Origin of the sequence: Ornithinimicrobium sp. CNJ-824, from assembly GCF_001942405.1 — a bacterium.
In the GTDB taxonomy this organism is placed as follows: Bacteria; Actinomycetota; Actinomycetes; order Actinomycetales; family Dermatophilaceae; genus Ornithinicoccus; species Ornithinicoccus kibberensis.
In genome coordinates, this window is record NZ_MKKA01000011.1 from 140,868 (window position 1) to 159,424 (window position 18,557).

8 protein-coding genes and 2 pseudogenes are annotated in these 18,557 nt (G+C 73.1%); 5 read left to right on the forward strand and 5 right to left on the reverse strand.

Features of this window, described 5'->3' with window-relative positions:
* Positions 1 to 82 precede the first annotated feature (82 nt).
* The 4 genes and pseudogenes from BJF81_RS05070 to BJF81_RS05085 all read right to left on the reverse strand — a co-directional run.
* Positions 83 to 1,036, reverse strand: a pseudogene (locus BJF81_RS05070) (electron transfer flavoprotein subunit alpha/FixB family protein); the annotation flags it as partial.
* Positions 1,037 to 1,072: 36 nt separating this feature from the next.
* Positions 1,073 to 1,861 (reverse strand): electron transfer flavoprotein subunit beta/FixA family protein, encoded by a 789-nt coding sequence (locus BJF81_RS05075; protein ID WP_075957401.1) that lies wholly within the window; start codon positions 1,859 to 1,861, stop codon positions 1,073 to 1,075.
* A 97-nt stretch (positions 1,862 to 1,958) separates the two neighbouring features.
* A complete protein-coding gene (locus tag BJF81_RS05080; protein ID WP_075957402.1) occupies positions 1,959 to 2,759 on the reverse strand; it encodes an enoyl-CoA hydratase/isomerase family protein in 801 nt (266 codons plus the stop codon).
* Positions 2,756 to 3,343, reverse strand: coding sequence for a hypothetical protein (locus tag BJF81_RS05085; RefSeq protein ID WP_075957404.1), 588 nt, complete (start codon positions 3,341 to 3,343; stop codon positions 2,756 to 2,758). Before BJF81_RS05085 ends, BJF81_RS05080 begins: the two co-directional genes overlap by 4 nt.
* 84 nt (positions 3,344 to 3,427) lie before the next feature.
* Between BJF81_RS05085 and glgX the strand changes: the two genes are divergently transcribed.
* Positions 3,428 to 5,560, forward strand: a complete 2,133-nt coding sequence (gene glgX, locus BJF81_RS05090; protein ID WP_075957631.1) for a glycogen debranching protein GlgX — start codon at positions 3,428 to 3,430, stop codon at positions 5,558 to 5,560.
* Between the two features lie 9 nt (positions 5,561 to 5,569).
* Here the strand turns inward: glgX and glgP are convergent, their stop codons facing one another.
* Positions 5,570 to 8,161, reverse strand: coding sequence for an alpha-glucan family phosphorylase (glgP, locus tag BJF81_RS05095; RefSeq protein ID WP_075957405.1), 2,592 nt, complete (start codon positions 8,159 to 8,161; stop codon positions 5,570 to 5,572).
* 182 nt (positions 8,162 to 8,343) lie between these two features.
* Here glgP and BJF81_RS05100 point away from each other — a divergent pair, with 182 nt between their 5' ends.
* From BJF81_RS05100 to pgm, 4 genes and pseudogenes are all read left to right on the forward strand, one after another.
* On the forward strand, positions 8,344 to 10,374 hold the full coding sequence (locus BJF81_RS05100) for an alpha-1,4-glucan--maltose-1-phosphate maltosyltransferase (protein ID WP_075957407.1): 2,031 nt from the start codon (positions 8,344 to 8,346) through the stop codon (positions 10,372 to 10,374).
* Between the two features lie 9 nt (positions 10,375 to 10,383).
* Entirely contained in the window at positions 10,384 to 12,141 is a 1,758-nt protein-coding gene (gene treS / locus BJF81_RS05105) for a maltose alpha-D-glucosyltransferase (protein ID WP_075957408.1), read from the forward strand.
* Entirely contained in the window at positions 12,141 to 16,889 is a 4,749-nt protein-coding gene (gene glgB / locus BJF81_RS17905; protein ID WP_075957409.1) for a 1,4-alpha-glucan branching protein GlgB, read from the forward strand. Before treS ends, glgB begins: the two co-directional genes overlap by 1 nt.
* Positions 16,890 to 16,901: 12 nt before the next feature.
* Positions 16,902 to 18,553, forward strand: a pseudogene (pgm, locus tag BJF81_RS05115) (phosphoglucomutase (alpha-D-glucose-1,6-bisphosphate-dependent)).
* Positions 18,554 to 18,557: the final 4 nt, after the last annotated feature.

An 18,557-nucleotide genomic window follows, 5' to 3' on the forward strand; every position in this document is an offset into this window, starting at 1 on the left:
CCGTCACCCTGCGCCGACGGCCGGACGAGGCAAAGCCCCCGGCCGCGGGGTCGCGGTCGGGGCCTTGCGGGGGGGTGCTCAGCTTGCGGGTCTGGACCTCCTGGGTGGCCTGGGGCAGGACCGTGAACAGGTCACCGACGACGCCGTAGTCGACCAGCTCGAAGATCGGGGCCTCGGGGTCCTTGTTGACCGCCACGATCGTCTTGGACGTCTGCATGCCCGCCCGGTGCTGGATCGCCCCGGAGATGCCCGCGGCCACGTACAGCTGCGGCGAGACCGACACCCCGGTCTGCCCGACCTGGGAGGCGTGCGGGTACCACCCCGCGTCGACCGCCGCCCGCGAGGCGCCCACGGCCGCGCCCAGGGAGTCGGCGAACTCCTCCACCGGGCCGAAGTCGCCGCCCGTGCCACGCCCGCCGGAGACCACGATCGCGGCCTCGGTCAGCGACGGCCGGCCCGAGGCCGCCTTCTGCGCGCGCTCGGTGATCCGCACCGCGGTGGCCGCCTCCGACAACGACACCGAGACCTCCTCCACGACCGGGGAGGCCGGAGCCTCCTGCGCCGGGACCGAGTTCGGCTTCAGCGTGACCACCGGCGTGCCGGAGGTGACCGTCGAGGTCACCGACCAGGACCCGGCGAACACCGACTGGGTGGTCAGCACGCCACCACCCTCACCGGGCTGGACGTCGACCGCGTCGGTGATGACCCCCGAGGAGGTCTTGATCGCCAACCGGGCCGCGATCTCCTTGCCGTCGTTGGACGAGGGCAGGATCACCGCCGCCGGCGACACCTTCCCCACCAGGTCGGCCAGCAGCTCGGCCACCGGCGCCACCAGGTGCTCGGTCAGCGCCGGGTCGCCCGCGGCATACACCTTGGTCGCGCCGAACCGGCCCAGCGTCTCCGCCGCCGCCTGCGCATCACCCCCGACCATCACCGCGGCCGGCTCACCCAGCCGGGCCGCGGCCGTCAACGCCTCGGCGGTGGACTTGCGGACCTGCCCGTCGACGTGGTCGACCAGGACGAGAACTTCAGCCATCAGATGTGCTCCTTCATCAATCTCGGGTCGACCGGCTCAGACGAACTTGCGCGAGGCCAGGAAGTCGGCCAGGGCCACCCCGCCCTGACCCTCGTCGGTCACGACCTCGCCCGCCGAGCGCGGCGGACGCTCGGTCGCCTCCACGACCCTCGTCCAGGCCGCGTCCAGCCCCACCTGCGCGGCGTCCACGCCCAAGTCGGCCAGCGACCAGGTGTCCACCGGCTTCTTCTTCGCCGCCATGATCCCCTTGAACGAGGGGTAGCGCGGCTCGTTGATCTGGTCGGTCACGCTCACCACCGCCGGCAGCGAGGCCTCCACCGTCATCGAGGCGGTCTCGTCGTCCCGACGGATCCGCACGGTCGACCCCTCCACCGTCAGCTCCGAGGCGAACGTCACCTGCGGCAGACCCAGCCGCTCGGCCAGCATCGCCGGCACCACCGACATCACCCCGTCCGTGGACGCCAGCCCGGTCAGCACCAGGTCCACCGGCGACTCCTGCCCCAGCCTGCGCACCGCCTCGGCCAGCACGAGCGACGTCGCCACCGAGTCCGACCCGGCCAACGCCTCGTCCAGCACGTGCACACCCCGGTGCGCACCCATCTGCAGGCTCTTCTTCACCGCCGCCACGGCGTCGTCCGGGCCCATGGTCAGCACCGTGACCTCGCCCTCGCCCGCCTCGACGATCTTCAGCGCCTCCTCCACCGCATACTCGTCCAGCTCCGAGAGCAGCCCGTCCACCGACTCCCGGTCGGTCGTGCGGTCCTCCTCGAAGCCCCGGTCGCCCTGGGCGTCCGGCACATACTTCACACAGACGACGATGTTCACGTCTCACGTCCTCGTTGGTCGGGGGCAGTCGGGCCCATCTTGTCATCTCGTCCCGGGCCCGACGCCAGGTGGCTTACTCATGGGTAACACAGGCGCGTCAGCGGCCCTCGAAGCTCGCCTTCCCAGGGCCCTCCTTGACGAAGGAGGTCATCCCGATCTCGCGGTCCTTGGTGGCGAACACCCCGGCGAACTGCATCGCCTCGATGGCCAGGCCGGTCTCCAGGTCGTTGTCCAGTCCGCGGTCGATGGCCTCCTTGGCGGCCCGCAGCGCGAACGCGGGGCCGTGCACGTAACGCTGGACCATCTCCAGGGCCCGCGCGTAGGCCTGGCCGGAGGGGACGACCTCGTCGACCATGCCCATCTCCCTGGCCTCGGCGGCGTCGATCTGCCGGCCGGTGAAGACGAGGTCCTTGGCGCGGGAGGGGCCCACGAGCCGGGCCAGCCGCTGGGTGCCGCCGGCCCCCGGGATCACGCCGAGCAGGATCTCGGGCTGGCCGAGCTTGGCGTCCTCGGCGGCGACCCGGAAGTCGGCGCACAGGGCCAGCTCGTTGCCGGCTCCCAGGGCGTAGCCCTCGATGGCGGCCACGACCGGCTTGGGGATGCGCGCCACCGCGCTGAAGCACTCCTGGATGTCGGCGGCCCGCTGCACCATGTCGGTGTAGCTCATCCGCTGCATCTCCTTGATGTCGGCCCCGGCGGCGAAGACCTTCTCCCCGCCGTAGAGGACGACCGCGGCCACCTCGTCGTCGGCGGACACGAGGCGGGCCGCCTCCCCGAGCGCGTCCTGCACCTCGATCGAGAGCGGGTTCATCTTCGGCCGGTCGATCCGGATCGTGGCGACGCTGGCCTCGATCTCGATCCGCACGAACTCGCTGGCCGTGGGGACGGTCCTGCTCACGCGTCGCCCTCCCGGCCGTCCGACCCGTCGGCGGGGGCGTCCTGCTGGGCCGAGGCGCCCCGCGTGCCGATCGACAGCCACGGGCCGACCTCGGTCCCCTCGGGGGCTCCCTCGGGCAGCTGCGGGTCGAGCCCCTGCTCGGCCCGCGACTTGGCCAGCACGTTGCGGTGCCACAGCGACAACGCCTGCAGGATCAGGCCGACGCCGATCTGCAGCTTGGCCTTGGGCTGCTCCTGGCGGGCGACGATCTGCTCGACCGCGAGCACGAGGTGGCCGGCGGCGATCCCGGCCTTGACGAGGTTCACCCCGAGGGTGATGTCGTTGCAGCCGTCCAGCCGCACGCGCATGTCCTCGGGGACCGAGTCGGCGATCTGCCACTGGCCAAAGACGCGCATGATGTCGAACTGCTCGCCCTGGACGACCTTGACGAAGAGCTTCTGGTCGCGGGCCTCGAAGGCCACGTCCCCCTCCTTGTCCAGGTCGGGGTTCATCTGCAGGTCCTGCAGGGCGTCGAGGACCCGGCCGCTGAGGGGGCGGTCCTGCGGCGGCGGGGGAAAGTTGGGCAGCGAGGTGGGATCCGTCATGGCCCCAACGTACCTCCCGCCCGGTCGGCCCCCTGCGGTGTGGGTGCGCGGGCAGCGGGCCCGGCGGACCTACCCTTGGCCACCATGGCCCCACCCCTCCGCCCCCGCCGCAGCACGGACACCCCGCCCCCTCCCGGGGTCACCAGGACGGCGGCCGGGACCGAGGTCGCCGTCGTCGCGGCCCACGCCACCGCGGTCGAGCTGTGCCTCTTCGACGGGGCGCACGAGCGCCGCATACCCCTGCGGCACCGCGCCCACGGCACCTGGTGGGACGAGGTCCCCGAGCTGACCCCCGGCACCCGCTACGGCTTCCGCGTCGAGGGCCCGTGGGACCCCGACGCCGGCCACCGGCACAACCCGGCCAAGCTCCTCCTGGACCCCTACGGGCACGCCGTCGAGGGCTGGGTGCGCTGGGGGCCCGAGGTCTACGGGCACGTGGTCGACACCTCCGGCCACGCCTCCCCCGGGACCCGGGACCCCCGGGACTCGGCGCCGTTCGTCCCCCGCTCCGTCGTCCTCGACCACGACTTCGACTGGGGCGACGACGCCCTGCCGGCCGTGCCGTGGTCGGAGACGGTGGTCTACGAGGCGCACGTGCGCGGGCTGACGATGCGGCACCCGGAGGTGCCCGCCCACCTGCAGGGGACGTATGCCGCGCTGGGACACCCTGCGGTCGTGGAGCACCTGCTGTCGCTGGGGGTGACCACGCTCGAGCTGCTCCCCGTCCACGCCTACGTCTCCGAACCGACCCTGGTCCGGCAGGGGCGGCACAACTACTGGGGCTACAACAGCCTGGGGTTCTTCGCCCCGCACGCCGGCTACGCGGCCGCCAACGACCCGCAGGGCGTGGCGGACGAGCTGCGCACGGCCGTGCGGACCCTGCACGCCGCCGGGATCGAGGTCCTGCTCGACGTGGTCTACAACCACACCGCCGAGCAGGCCTCCGCCTCCGGACCGACGCTGTCCTGGCGCGGCCTGGACAACGCCGGCTACTACCGGCTGGACGGGCGTGGGCGCGACATCGACGTGACCGGCACCGGCAACACGATGAACGTGACCGAGCCCGCGGTCGTGCGGATGATCCTGGACTCCCTGCGGCACTGGGTCGAGCACTACCACGTCGACGGCTTCCGCTTCGACCTGGCGCCGGCGCTGGGGCGCGGCCGCGACGACGGCTACGACCGCGACCACCCCTTCCTCGTGGCGCTGCGCGCCGACCCCGTCCTGTCCCGGGTCAAGCTCGTCGCCGAGCCGTGGGACGTCGGGGTCCACGGCTGGCGCACCGGTCAGTTCCCCCCGCCGTTCGCCGAGTGGAACGACCGCTACCGCGACACGGTCCGCAGCTTCTGGCTCGACGACGTCCGGCGGCGCCTGCACGGCGAGCCCGGGCACGGCATCCGCGAGCTGGCCACGCGTCTGGCCGGGTCGGCCGACATGTTCGCCGCCGGCGACCGGGGCCCGGTCGCGTCGGTGAACCTCGTCGCCGCGCACGACGGGTTCACCCTCGCCGACCTGACGGCCTACGACCAGAAGCACAACTACGCCAACGGCGAGGACAACCGGGACGGGCACGGCGACAACCGGTCGTGGAACCACGGGGTGGAGGGGTCGACCACGGACGCCACCGTGCTCGCCGCGCGCAACCGCTCGATCCGCAACCTGCTGGCCACCCTCGTCCTGAGCGCCGGCGTGCCCATGCTGGTGGCCGGCGACGAGATGGGCCGCACCCAGGAGGGCAACAACAACGCCTACAACCAGGACAACCAGATCTCCTGGGTCCGCTGGGACCTGCGCCCGTGGCAGCAGGAGCTCCTCGCCGACGCCCGCGACCTGCTCGCGCTGCGCCGCGAGCTGGCGCTCGTGCGCACGCCCCGCTTCCCCACCCACGAGCCCGTCCCGGGGCGGACCCGCCTGCGGTGGTTCACCGAGACCGGGCACGTCGTCGACGACGAGGGGTGGCTCGACCCGTGGCGACGCACCGTGGTGGCGGTGCTCGACACCCTCCACGCCGAGGACGGCGCGGAGCGGCAGGCCGTGGCGCTGGTCCTGCACGGCGGGCTCGACCGCGTCGACGTCGTGGCCCCCGTGGTGGAGGGGGTGCCAGGCTGGCGGCGGCGCTGGACCAGCGAGCCGGACCCGGCCGGCCCGGGGTCGGTAGACCCCGGGCAGGACCTGTCCGTCGGCGCCACCACCGTCACGGTGCTCGTCGGCGCCTGACCGGCCCGCTCAGGGCAGCGTGACCAGCCCCAGCTCGGCGGCGCCGGCCAGCTGCCCGTGGCGCGGGAGCACCCGCACCGTCCAGCCCAGCGCACCGGTGCGCGCCAGCCGCATCCGGCCGTCGAAGCGGTGCCGGCCCTCCTCGTAGGACTGGGTCGGCTCGAGGTCGACGTACTCCAGGTCGGTCAGCGTGTCCTCGGCGTTGGCCCGGCCGTAGGCCATCTGGACCCGCACCTGGTGCGGGTCCAGGTCGCCGAGGCCGACGAAGGCGTGCACCGAGATCTCGTCGCCGATCTGCGGGGCGTCCGAGAGACCGTCGGCGTCGACGTGGTCGATCCGCACCTGCGGCCAGCTGGCGTGCACCTGCTCGACGTAGGCGGCCAGGTCGCGGGCGCCGGCGAAGTCGTCGGCGGCGGCGGACCAGGCGGCGTGGGCGGCCGGCCAGTAGTACTGCTCGGTGTAGTCCCGCACCATCCGGTCGGCCAGGACCTTCGGGCCCAGGGTGGACAGGGTGTGGCTGACCATCTCCAGCCACCGCTGCGGCAGGCCGTCCTCGTCGCGGTCGTAGAAGGTCGGCACGACCGTCCGCTCGAGCAGCTCGTACAGGGCTGCCGACTCGAGGTCGTCCCGTCGGTCGGGGTCCTCGACGCCGTCGGCGGTGGGGATGGCCCAGCCGTTCTGGCCGTCGTACCACTCGTCCCACCACCCGTCGAGGATGGACAGGTTGAGCGCGCCGTTGAGGGCGGCCTTCATCCCGGAGGTGCCGCAGGCCTCGAACGGACGCAGCGGGTTGTTCAGCCACACGTCGCAGCCGGGGTACAGCTGCTGGGCCATGGCGATGTCGTAGTTGGGCAGGTAGAGGATCTTGCCGCGGACCTCGGGGTCGTCGGTGAAGCGCACCATCTGCTGGATGAGCGCCTTGCCGGTGTCGTCGGCCGGGTGCGACTTGCCCGCGATGAGCAGCTGCACCGGGCGCTCGGGGTCGTTGAGCAGCTTCTTGAGCCGCTCCGGGTCGCGCAGCATGAGGGTCAGGCGCTTGTACGTCGCGCCGCGCCGGGCGAAGCCGATCGTCAGCGCGTCGGGGTCGAGGACGTCCTCGGTCCAGCCGAGCTCGGCCTCGGTGACGCCACGGTCGCGCAGGGAGGTCTTCAGCCGGGCCCGGGCGTCGTCGATCAGCTGGGCCCGCAGCTCCCGCTTGGTGCGCCAGAACGCGTCGATCGGCACCTCGTGGATGCGGGTGAAGACCGACCGGGCGGCGGTCTCCGGCCCGAGGTGGGCCTTGGCCAGGTCGTAGAGCTTGCGGTCGACCCAGGTGCCGGCGTGCACCCCGTTGGTGACCGAGCCGATCGGCACCTCGTCCAGGTCGAAGCCCGGCCACAGCCCGGAGAACATCTCCCGGCTCACCGCGCCGTGCAGGCGGGAGACCCCGTTGACCCGCTGGCCCAGGCGCATGCCCATGACCGCCATGTTGAACCTCGAGCGGTCCCCGCCCTCGTAGTCCTCGGCCCCCAGGGCCAGCAGCCGGTCGAGGGGGACGCCGTCGAGCTGGCAGCCGTCCTCGGCGAAGTGGGCCCGGATGGCGTCCACGTCGAACCGGTCGATGCCGGCCGGCACGGGGGTGTGCGTGGTGAAGACGGTCCCGGCGCGCACCGCCCGCAGCGCCTCGTCGAAGGTCAGCCCCTCGCGGGAGACCAGCTCGCTGATCCGCTCCACGCCCTGGAACCCGGCGTGGCCCTCGTTGGTGTGGTAGACGGTCGGCTCCGGGGCGCCGGTGATCCGGGAGTAGGCGCGCAACGCCCGCACCCCGCCGATGCCCAGCAGCATCTCCTGCTCCAGCCGCTGGTCGCCGCCGCCGCCGTAGAGGCGGTTGGTGACCTCGCGCCGGGCGGCGTCGTTGGTCTCCACGTCCGAGTCGAGCAGCAGGAGCGGCACCCGCCCGACCTGCGCACGCCATACCCGCGCGTCCAGGTGGCCGCCCTGCGGCATCGCCAGCCGCACGACGACGGGGGTGCCGTCCTCCTCGCGCAGCAGCGACAGCGGCAGGTCGTCGGGGTCGAGGACGGGGTAGGACTCCTGCTGCCAGCCCTCGGCGTTGAACCGCTGGGCGAAGTAGCCGGAGGTGTAGAACAGCCCCACGCCCACGATCGGGATGCCCTGGTCGCTGGCCGCCTTGAGGTGGTCGCCGGCCAGGATCCCCAGGCCGCCGGAGTACTGCGGCAGCACCGAGGTGATCCCGAACTCCGGGGAGAAGTAGGCGATCGACCGCAGCTCGCGGTCCCCGTGCTCGGCGGTGCGGCCCGCGCCCTCCTGCTGGTACCACCGGGGCTTGGTCAGGTAGCGCTCCAGGTCCGCCGCGGCCTCGTGCACCCGGGTGACGAACGACTCGTCGGCCGCCAGCCGGTCCATGTCCGCGGTCCGCAGCGAGGAGAGCACCGCCACCGGGTCGTGCCCGCTGGCCTGCCACAGCTCGGGGTCGATGCTGGCGAAGATGTCGCGGGTCGGGGGGTGCCAGGACCAGCGCAGGTTGAGCGCCAGGTCGTGGAGCGGGGCAAGGGTCTGCGGGAGGACGGTGCGTACGTGCAGCCGACGGATAGCCTTCACACCGGTCGAGGATAGGGGACGGGGCTGCAACTTCTTGCACCGTGCTGGTGACGGCCTCGACGGACGGGCCGGGCGGCGGCGCGAGCGCCGACCTCAGGGTGACCGGCCCACCCGATCCCCGGTAGCGTGAGGCGCGTGACCGAGGACTCGACCACGCCCCCCGCCCAGCCCGACGCGACCCGATCGACCGATCCGTCCTGGCCCTCTTCGGCCAGCAGCCGGTCGGCCGCATCCCCGTCCTGGACGTCGAGCCCGTGGTCGACGCCGGCCGCCGGCCGACCCGCTCGGTGGTGGGTGAGCTGTTCCCCCTGTCCGCCACCGTGCTGCGCGAGGGCCACGACGCCGTCAACGCCACCGCCGTCCTCGTCGACCCCGACGACCGGGAGCACCACGTGCCGATGGTGCAGACCAACCCCGGTCTGTCGCACTGGGAGACGGTCGTGCACGCGGACCAGGAGGGGGTGTGGAGCTTCCGCGTGGAGGGGTGGTCCGACCCCTACGGGACCTGGGTGCACGACGGGACGATCAAGGTCGAGGCCGGCGTCGACGTCGAGCTGATGCTCGAGGAGGGGGCCCGGGTGCTCGAGCGGGCCCTCGACGAGGTCGACCGGCCCCAGGAGGACGCCGACCTGCTCGACCGCGCCATCGGCACGCTGCGGTCCAGCTCGCTCGACCCCGCCCGACGGCTGGCCGCCGGCACCGACGAGCAGGTGCAGGAGGTGCTCCGGCGCGCCCCGCTGCGCGACTACGTCAGCGCCAGCCCGAGCTACACCTGGTGGGTCGAGCGCCCCCTGGCGCTGACCGGGGCGTGGTACGAGATCTTCCCGCGCTCCGAGGGGGCCACCCAGGACCCGCGGACCGGGCTGTGGACCACCGGCACCTTCGAGACCGCCGCCCGCCGGCTGCCGGCCATCGCCGAGATGGGCTTCGACGTGGTCTACCTCACGCCGGTGCACCCCATCGGGTCCACCAACCGCAAGGGCCGCAACAACAGCCTGACGGCCGAGGAGCACGACCCGGGCTCCCCCTACGCCATCGGCGCCGCCGAGGGTGGGCACGACGCCATCCACCCCGACCTGGGGGACTTCGAGGACTTCGACGCCTTCGTCGAGGCCGCCCGGGAGCAGGGCCTGCAGGTCGCCCTCGACCTGGCGCTGCAGGCCTCCCCGGACCATCCGTGGGCGAGCGAGCACCCGGAGTTCTTCACCACCCGGGCCGACGGGACGATCGCCTACGCGGAGAACCCGCCGAAGAAGTACCAGGACATCTACCCGCTCAACTTCGACAACGCCCCCGCGACGATCTACGCCGAGGTCCGGCGGGTCGTTCAGGTGTGGATCGACCACGGCGTGAAGATCTTCCGGGTGGACAACCCGCACACCAAGCCGGTGGAGTTCTGGCAGTGGCTGATCGCCGACGTGGCGGTGGACCACCCGGAGGTCATCTGGCTGGCCGAGGCCTTCACCAAGCCCCGGATGATGCAGATCCTGGCCAAGGTCGGGTTCCAGCAGTCCTACACCTACTACGCCTGGCGCAACACGGCCGCCGAGCTGCGGGAGTACGTCACCGAGCTGGCGACCGAGACGGCGCCCTACATGCGGCCCTCGTTCTGGCCGACGACGCACGACATCCTCACCCCCTACATGCAGACGGGCGGGGCGACGGCCCACCTGGTCCGCTCGGCGCTGGCGGCCACCCTGGTGCCCACCTACGGCATCTACGCCGGGTTCGAGCACGTCGAGGACCGGCCGCGGCCGGGGGCCGAGGAGCACCTGGACAACGAGAAGTACGAGTTCAAGGACCGTCGCTGGGGCGAGGACGTCCCGGGGCGCACGGACCTCACCGGGTGGCTCACCACGCTCAACCGGATCCGCCGGGAGCACCCGTCGCTGCACTGGTTGCGCAACATCACCTTCCACGGCGCCGACGACGAGAACGTCCTCGCCTTCTCCAAGCACGGCGGCGGGGCCGCCGACGGCTCGGCGCAGGACACCGTGCTCGTCGTGGCCAACCTCGACCCGCACAACGTCCGGGGCACCCGGCTGCACCTGGACCTGCCGGCGCTCGGACTGGGCCTGGGCTGGGGGCGTACGTTCACCGCCCACGACCTGGTCACCGACCAGCGCTGGACCTGGGACTCCGAGCCGTGGGTGGTGCTGGGCCCCGGCTACGGCCACGAGCCGGTGCACATCATCCACGTGACGACGGACTGAGGACACCTCATGCGCGGACTCAACCTGCACCAGCCCGGACTGCGGAACGACCCCGACTGGTTCCGCAAGGCGGTCTTCTACGAGGTCCTCGTGCGGGCCTTCGACGACTCCACCGGCTCCGGCTCGGGCGACTTCACCGGCCTCATCAACCGCCTGGACTACCTGCAGTGGCTCGGCGTGGACTGCCTGTGGATCCCGCCCTTCTACGCCTCCCCGCTGCGCGACGGCGGCTACGACGTGGCGGACTACACCGCCGTGCTGCCGGAGTTCGGCACCCTCCCGGACTTCCGTGAGCTGATCTCCCAGGCGCACGCCCGCGGCATCCGGATCATCACCGACCTGGTGATGAACCACACCAGCGACCAGCACCCGTGGTTCCAGGCCTCGCGGTCGGACCCGGACGGCCCCTACGGGGACTTCTACGTCTGGTCCGACACCGATGAGAAGTACAGCGACGCCCGGATCATCTTCGTCGACACCGAGACCTCCAACTGGACCTTCGACGCGGTCCGGCGGCAGTTCTTCTGGCACCGGTTCTTCTCCCACCAGCCGGACCTGAACTTCGAGAACCCGGCCGTGCAGGAGGCGATGTTCGACGTCGTCCGGTTCTGGATGGACATGGGCATCGACGGCTTCCGGCTGGACGCCGTCCCCTACCTGTTCGAGGAGGAGGGGACCAACTGCGAGAACCTCCCCCAGACGCACGCCTTCCTCGCGGCGCTGCGCGCCATGGTCGACGAGGAGTACCCCGGCCGGGTCCTGCTCGCCGAGGCCAACCAGATGCCGGCGGAGGTGGTCGACTACTACGGCACCGAGGAGGCACCGGAGTGCCACATGTGCTTCCACTTCCCGGTCATGCCGCGGCTCTACTACGCCCTGCGTGAGGAGAAGGCCGAGCCGGTGGCCCGGGTGATGCTGGAGACGCCGCAGATCCCCCCGGGCACGCAGTGGGGCACCTTCCTGCGCAACCACGACGAGCTCACCCTGGAGATGGTCTCGGCCGAGGAGCGCTCGGCGATGTACGGCTGGTACGCCCCCGACCCGCGGATGCGGGCCAACATCGGCATCCGGCGCCGCCTGGCGCCGCTGCTGGACAACTCGCGCAGCGAGATCGAGCTCATCAACGCGCTGCTGCTGTCGCTGCCGGGCTCCCCGTGCCTCTACTACGGCGACGAGATCGGCATGGGCGACAACATCTGGCTCAGCGACCGCGACGCGGTCCGCACCCCGATGCAGTGGACGCCCGACCGCAACGCCGGCTTCTCCACCGCCGACCCGGGCAAGCTCTACCTGCCGGTGATCAGCTCGCTCGTCTACCACTACAACAGCGTCAACGTCGAGGCCCAGATCGCCAGCAGCTCCTCGCTGCTGCACTGGACCCGCGGCATGCTGCAGGTGCGGGCGGCCCACGAGGTCTTCGGCGTCGGCCGGTTCGAGCTGTGCGAGGCCGACAACGACGCCGTCCTGGCGTTCGTCCGGGCCCTGCCCGCCGACGACGACAGCGAGCGCGACGGGCACCCCGCCGTGCTCTGCGTCAACAACCTCTCCTCGCGCCCCCAGGCGGCCCGGATCACCCTCCCCGAGGAGCTGCACGGGGCGCTGGTGACGGACCTCTTCGGCGGCCACGGCTTCCCCGACGTCGAGGACGACGGCACCATCGTCCTCACCCTGGGCTCACGCGACTTCTTCTGGCTGGGCCTGCAGCCGGTCGAGCCCGCCGGCCCCACCCCCACCGCGCCGTCCACCCACTCCGAGGAGGGCTCCTGATGGCCACCCTGTCCCCCGACTTCGACGACTTCCTCCCCGGGTGGATCGCCACCCAGCGCTGGTACCGCGGCACCGGCCGCACCCCGCTGCTGCGCCGCATCGGGGGCATCCGGTGGGAGGACCCGCTCGGCGAGGTCGGGCTCGAGGACCACCTCCTGGTCGACGAGTCGGGTCCCGAGCCGGTCGTCTACCAGGTCCCGCTGTCCTACCGGGCCGAGCCGGTGGCCTTCCTGGCCCACGCCCTCGTGGCCACCGCGGAGCACGCCGAGCTGGGCACCCGCTACGTCTACGACGCCGCCCACGACCCCGTCTTCGCCCAGACGCTGCTCCAGCACGTCTGGTCGGAGCACGACGTGCCCTCCGCGCGGGCCCGACGGCTCGTCGCCGGCGGGACCGCCTCGACCCTGCGCGCCAGCCGGGTGCTGACCGGTGAGCAGTCCAACACCTCGATCGTCGTCGACCCGCACGAGGGCCGTCGCCCCGTGCTGGTCAAGCTCTTCCGCGTGCTCCAGGCCGGGGAGAACCCCGACGTGACGGTGTGCGCCGCCGTCGCCCGGACCGGCGACCGCACCGTCCCGGGGCCGCTGGGCTACGTCGAGGGTCGCTGGAACGACACCGACGGGCAGGAGGTCAGCGGCCACCTGGCCGTGGCCTCGGAGTTCATCGCCGGAGGGCGGGACGGGTGGGAGCTCGCGCTGGCCGCCGCCCGCTCGGGGGAGGACCTGTCCACCCCCGCGCATGAGCTGGGCGAGGCGACCGCCCGGGTGCACACCGCGCTCGCGGCGGCGTTCGGCACCGAGGACGCCGAGGCGCAGCGGGAGACGCTGGTCGCGCGCCTGCGGCAGCGGGCCCGGACCGCCTTCGCCGAGGTGGACGAGCTGGCCGTCCACCGCGAGGACGTGGACCGGACCTACGACGCGCTGGCGGACGTCCCGCTGCCGCCGCTGCAGCGCATCCACGGCGACCTCCACCTCGGCCAGGTGCTCCACGTCCCCGGGCGCGGCTGGGTGCTGCTCGACTTCGAGGGTGAGCCGCTGCGACCCATGGCCGAGCGCACCGCCCCCGACCTGGCCCTGCGCGACGTGGCCGGGATGCTCCGCAGCATCGACTACGCCGCCGCGACCGTCGACCAGGAGGGCGTCGACGCCACCGGCTGGGCCCAGGAGGCCCGCGCCGCCTACCTCCAGGGGTATGCCGCCGCCGCGGACGTCGACCTCGACGACCCCCAGGTGCGCACGCTGCTCGACGCCCTCGAGCTGGACAAGGCGCTCTACGAGGTCGTGTACGAGGCCCGCAACCGGCCCTCCTGGGTGCCGATCCCGGTCGAGGCGGTCCAGCGGCTGGTCTCCGGCGGTCGGGCCGGCCGGCACGAGGCTCCGACCGGCCCGGTGGCGGCGGCCGACGGTGGCGACGGGAGCTCCGACGAGCGTCCGGGCCGCCACCGCGCGGACCAGGGTCCCTCGGCCGCCGACTTCGGCGTGGCCGGGACGTCCGCCGAGGACGGTGCCGCGTCGCTGACCGAGGAGTCCGGCGAGGTGCGCAGCGTCGCGCTCCCGGAGGAGTATGCCGCCACCCCCGGTCCCGGCGAGCCCGACCCGGCCGCCGGCGGGGGGTCGGACGACCGGCCCGAGGACCTCCTCGAGGACGCCGGAGACCTCTCCCCGCTCTACGCAGGGGCCGGAGCGGGCGCCGACCAGGACGCGACCGCCGAGGGCGACGAGCAGGCCTCCCCGCACGTGCCCGCCAGCGGCGGCCGTCCGCATGCCCCCGTCCCTCCGCCGGAGGAGATGGTGGACGCCTTCCGCCCGACCCCGGCGGGGTCCCGGCCCGCCAGCGGCGGGCTTGCCCACGCCCCGGTGCCTCCGCCCGCCGGCATGACCATCACGACGGACCTGCCCGCCGGGCCCCGCCAGGGCGGCGAGGAGCCACCGCCGTCCGTGGACGTCGCGCAGCCGGCGGCCGCCCGGGAGTACCCGCCGGCCAGCGGCACCGCGCCCCGGTCCGCCGAGGGGGTCCTGCTGGATCCCGTGGTCAGCCACCGGCAGGCCTGGGAGGAGGCCAGCAGCTCCCCCGCGGTCGTGACCGGCCGGGTCGTGCGGGACGACGGTCCCGCCGGAGGGGCCGGGGTCCCCGGGGCCGGCGCCGCCGCGGACGCCCCCGGGACGGTGCGGCGCACCCCCCTGCCGCCGCCGCAGGAGCCGCCGGCACCGCATACCCGTCCCCTCGACCTGGACGAGGCCACGGACGTCGTGCACGGCCTGCACCGCAGTCCCCACCACGTCCTGGGTCCCCACGCCCACGAGGGCCACGTCACCGTGCGCACGCTGCGTCCCGGGGCCCAGGCGGTCTCGGTGCTCCTCGCCGACGGCCGGGAGCTGCCGATGACCCACGAGACCGGCGGCATCTGGGCGGCGGTGGTCCAGCAGGAGCAGGTCCCGGCCTACCGGCTGGCGGTCACCCGGGAGGGCGAGCGCCGGATCGTCGACGAGTCCTACCGGCACGCGCCCATGCTCGGCGAGACCGACCTGCACCTGCTCGGCGAGGGCCGGCACGAGGAGCTGTGGCGGGTGCTCGGCTCGCACGTGGTCACCCGGCGCGACGAGATGGGCGAGGTCACCGGCACCCACTTCGCCGTCTGGGCCCCCAACGCGCTGGCCGTGCACGTCGTCGGGGACTTCAACGGCTGGGACGGCAGCACCCACGCGCTGCGCGTCCACGAGGACGTCGGCGTCTGGGAGCTCTTCGTGCCCGGCGTGGGCGCGGGTGCCCACTACAAGTACGACATCACCGGCCCCGACGGCACCCGTCGGGCCAAGGCCGACCCGATGGCCCGCGCGACCGAGGTGCCGCCCTTCAACGACTCGGTCGTCACCGTCTCCACCCACCGGTGGAACGACGACGCCTGGATGGAGCGCCGCGCCCGGGAGGACATCCACCTGGGCCCGATGAGCATCTACGAGGTGCACCTGGGGTCCTGGCGGCAGGGGCTGAGCTACGAGCAGCTCGCCGACCAGCTCGTCCCCTACGTCAGCGAGATGGGCTTCACCCACGTCGAGCTGATGCCGGTCATGCAGCACCCCTACGGTCCCTCGTGGGGCTACCACGTCACCGGCTACTTCGCGGCGGACAGCCGGTTCGGTCACGAGGACGGCCTGCGCCACCTCATCGACCGGCTCCACCAGGTCGGGGTCGGGGTCATCCTCGACTGGGTGCCCGGGCACTTCGCCACCGACCCGTGGGCGCTGGCCCGTTTCGACGGGACGCCGATCTACGAGCACCCGGACCCCCGCAAGGGCTGGCACCCGGAGTGGGGCTCCTACATCTTCGACTACGGGCGCCCCCAGGTGCGCAACTTCCTCGTCGCCAACGCCTGCTACTGGCTCGAGGAGTTCCACGCCGACGGCCTGCGGGTCGACGGCGTCGCCTCGATGCTCTACCTGGACTACTCCCGGGAGGGCGACCAGTGGATCCCCAACCGCTACGGCGGCCGGGAGAACCTCGAGGCGGTAGAGCTGCTGCAGGAGACCAACGCCACCGCCTACCGCCGAAACCCCGGCGTCGTGATGATCGCCGAGGAGTCCACCTCCTGGCCCGGGGTCACCGCGTCGACCGAGGAGGGCGGCCTGGGCTTCGGCTTCAAGTGGAACATGGGGTGGATGCACGACACCCTCGGCTACCTGGCCGAGCTGCCCTACGCCCGGGCGCACCACCACCATGCGCTGACGTTCTCGCTCGTCTACGCCTACAGCGAGAAGTACATCCTGCCGATCAGCCACGACGAGGTCGTGCACGGCAAGGGGTCGCTGCTGCGCAAGATGGCCGGCGACTCCTGGCAGAAGTTCGCCACCACCCGGGCCTTCCTGGCCTACCAGTGGAGCCACCCGGGCAAGCAGCTGCTCTTCATGGGCAGCGAGTTCGCCCAGGACCGGGAGTGGGCCGACGGGGGCACCCTGTCGTGGGAGCTCACCGAGCGGCCCGACCACGGCGGTGTGCAGCGGCTCGTGCGCGACCTGAACCGGCTCTACGACGAGCTGCCGGCCCTGTGGCAGATCGACCACCACGAGGACGGCTTCGCCTGGCTGGACGCCAACGACGCCCACCGCAACCTCTACTCCTACCTGCGGTGGGGCAACGAGGGACCGGACGGGCTGCGGCCGGTCGTGGCCGTGGTCGTGAACTTCAGCGGGGTGCCCCAGCACCAGGTGCACGTCGGCCTGCCCTACGGCGGCCGGTGGCGCGAGGTGCTCAACACCGACGCCGAGGTCTACGGCGGGTCCGGCCAGGGCAACATGGGTGCCGTCCAGGCCTACGACGAGCCGCACCAGCGCCAGCCGTGGTCGGCCCTGGTCACGGTGCCGCCGATGGGTGCGATCTGGCTGGTGCCCGACCCGGTCGAGGCCGAGGAGGAGCCGCCCGCCCAGATCGAGCAGGCCGACGAGGAGCCGCCCGCCACGGCCGCGGTCTCGGAGGTGTCCGGCCTCGAGGCGGTCGAGGACGGCTCACGGACCACCGACGAGCCGATCCCCACGGCCACCACGGACACCGGGACCCCGGGCGCCGTGGACGACGGGACGACCGACGCCCCGGCAGCGGAGCCGGACGGGGACGACGCGACGCCGGACACCCGGCTCCGGGAGCCCGTGGACCCGGGCTACCCCGGGGAGGTCCCCGACACCGACACCGCCGACGACGCCGACGCCGACGCCGACGCCGACGGCACGGCATACCCCGACACCCGGCAGAGCTGAGGAGCGAGCACGATGGCACGACACGAGTGCGCCGGACAACCGGCCCGGCCCGAGGACCTGGTCGACGTCGCCTCCCTGGTGACGGCCTACTACACGCGGGTCCCCGACCCGGAGGACGTCGACCAGCAGGTGGCCTTCGGGACCTCCGGGCACCGCGGCAGCGCGCTGGACACGGCGTTCAACGAGGCGCACATCCTGGCCACGACCCAGGCCATCTGCGAGTACCGTAGGCAGCAGGGCACGACCGGGCCGCTGTTCCTGGGCCGGGACACCCACGCGCTGTCCGAGCCGGCCTGGGCCAGCGCGCTGGAGGTGCTCGTCGCCAACGACGTGACCGTCCTCGTCGACGCCACCGACCGCTACACCCCGACCCCGGCGGTGTCCAGGGCGATCCTGGCGCACAACCGGGAGGCTCCGGCGGCAGCGACGCGGACGGCATCGTGGTGACCCCCTCGCACAACCCGCCCCGGGACGGCGGGTTCAAGTACAACCCGCCGCACGGCGGCCCGGCGGACACCGACGCCACCGGATGGATCGCCGACCGGGCCAACGCCCTCCTGCGCGCCGGGCTGGACGGCGTCCGCCGGGTGCCCTTCGCCCGGGCCCGGGGCAGCGCCGGCAGCTACGACTTCCTCGGCGAGTACGTCCGGGCGCTGCCGCGCGTCCTCGACCTCGACGCCGTCCGCGAGGCGGGCGTGCGGATCGGGGCCGACCCGCTCGGCGGGGCCGCGGTGGACTACTGGGGGGCGATCGCCGAGGAGCACCGGCTGGACCTCACGGTCGTCAACCCGCTCGTCGACCCCACCTGGCGCTTCATGACGCTGGACTGGGACGGCAAGATCCGGATGGACTGCTCCTCGGCCGACGCGATGGCCTCGCTCATCGCCGCCCGGGACCGGTACGACATCGCCACCGGCAACGACGCGGACGCCGACCGGCACGGGATCGTCACCCCCGACGGGGGCCTGATGAACCCCAACCACTACCTCGCGGTGGCGATCGACCACCTCTTCGGGGGCGCCCGGCCGGACTGGCCCCAGGACGCGGCCATCGGCAAGACGCTCGTGTCGTCCTCGATGATCGACCGGGTGGCCACCTCCCTGGGCCGCCGCCTGGTCGAGGTGCCGGTGGGCTTCAAGTGGTTCGTCCCCGGCCTGCTCGACGGGTCCGTGGCGTTCGGCGGCGAGGAGTCCGCCGGGGCCTCGTTCCTGTGCCGCGACGGCTCGACCTGGTCGACGGACAAGGACGGGATCATCCTCGCGCTGCTGGGCAGCGAGATCATCGCCCGGACGGGCCGGACCCCCTCGCAGCGCTACGCCGAGCTCGTCGAGCAGCTCGGGGGCGGCGCCGAGATCGCCTACGCCCGGATCGACGCCCCGGCCGACCGGGAGGCCAAGGCCCGGCTCAAGGCCCTCTCCCCCTCGGACGTCTCCGCGGACGCCGTGGCCGGCGAGCCGATCACCGCGGTGCTCACCGAGGCCCCCGGCAACGGGGCGGCGGTCGGCGGGCTGAAGGTGACGACGGAGAACGCGTGGTTCGCCGCCCGCCCGTCCGGCACCGAGGACGTCTACAAGATCTACGCGGAGTCGTTCCGCGGTCCGGAGCACCTGGCGCAGGTGCAGGCCGACGCCCAGGAGGTCGTGGACGCCGCCCTGAAGGGCTGAGCGT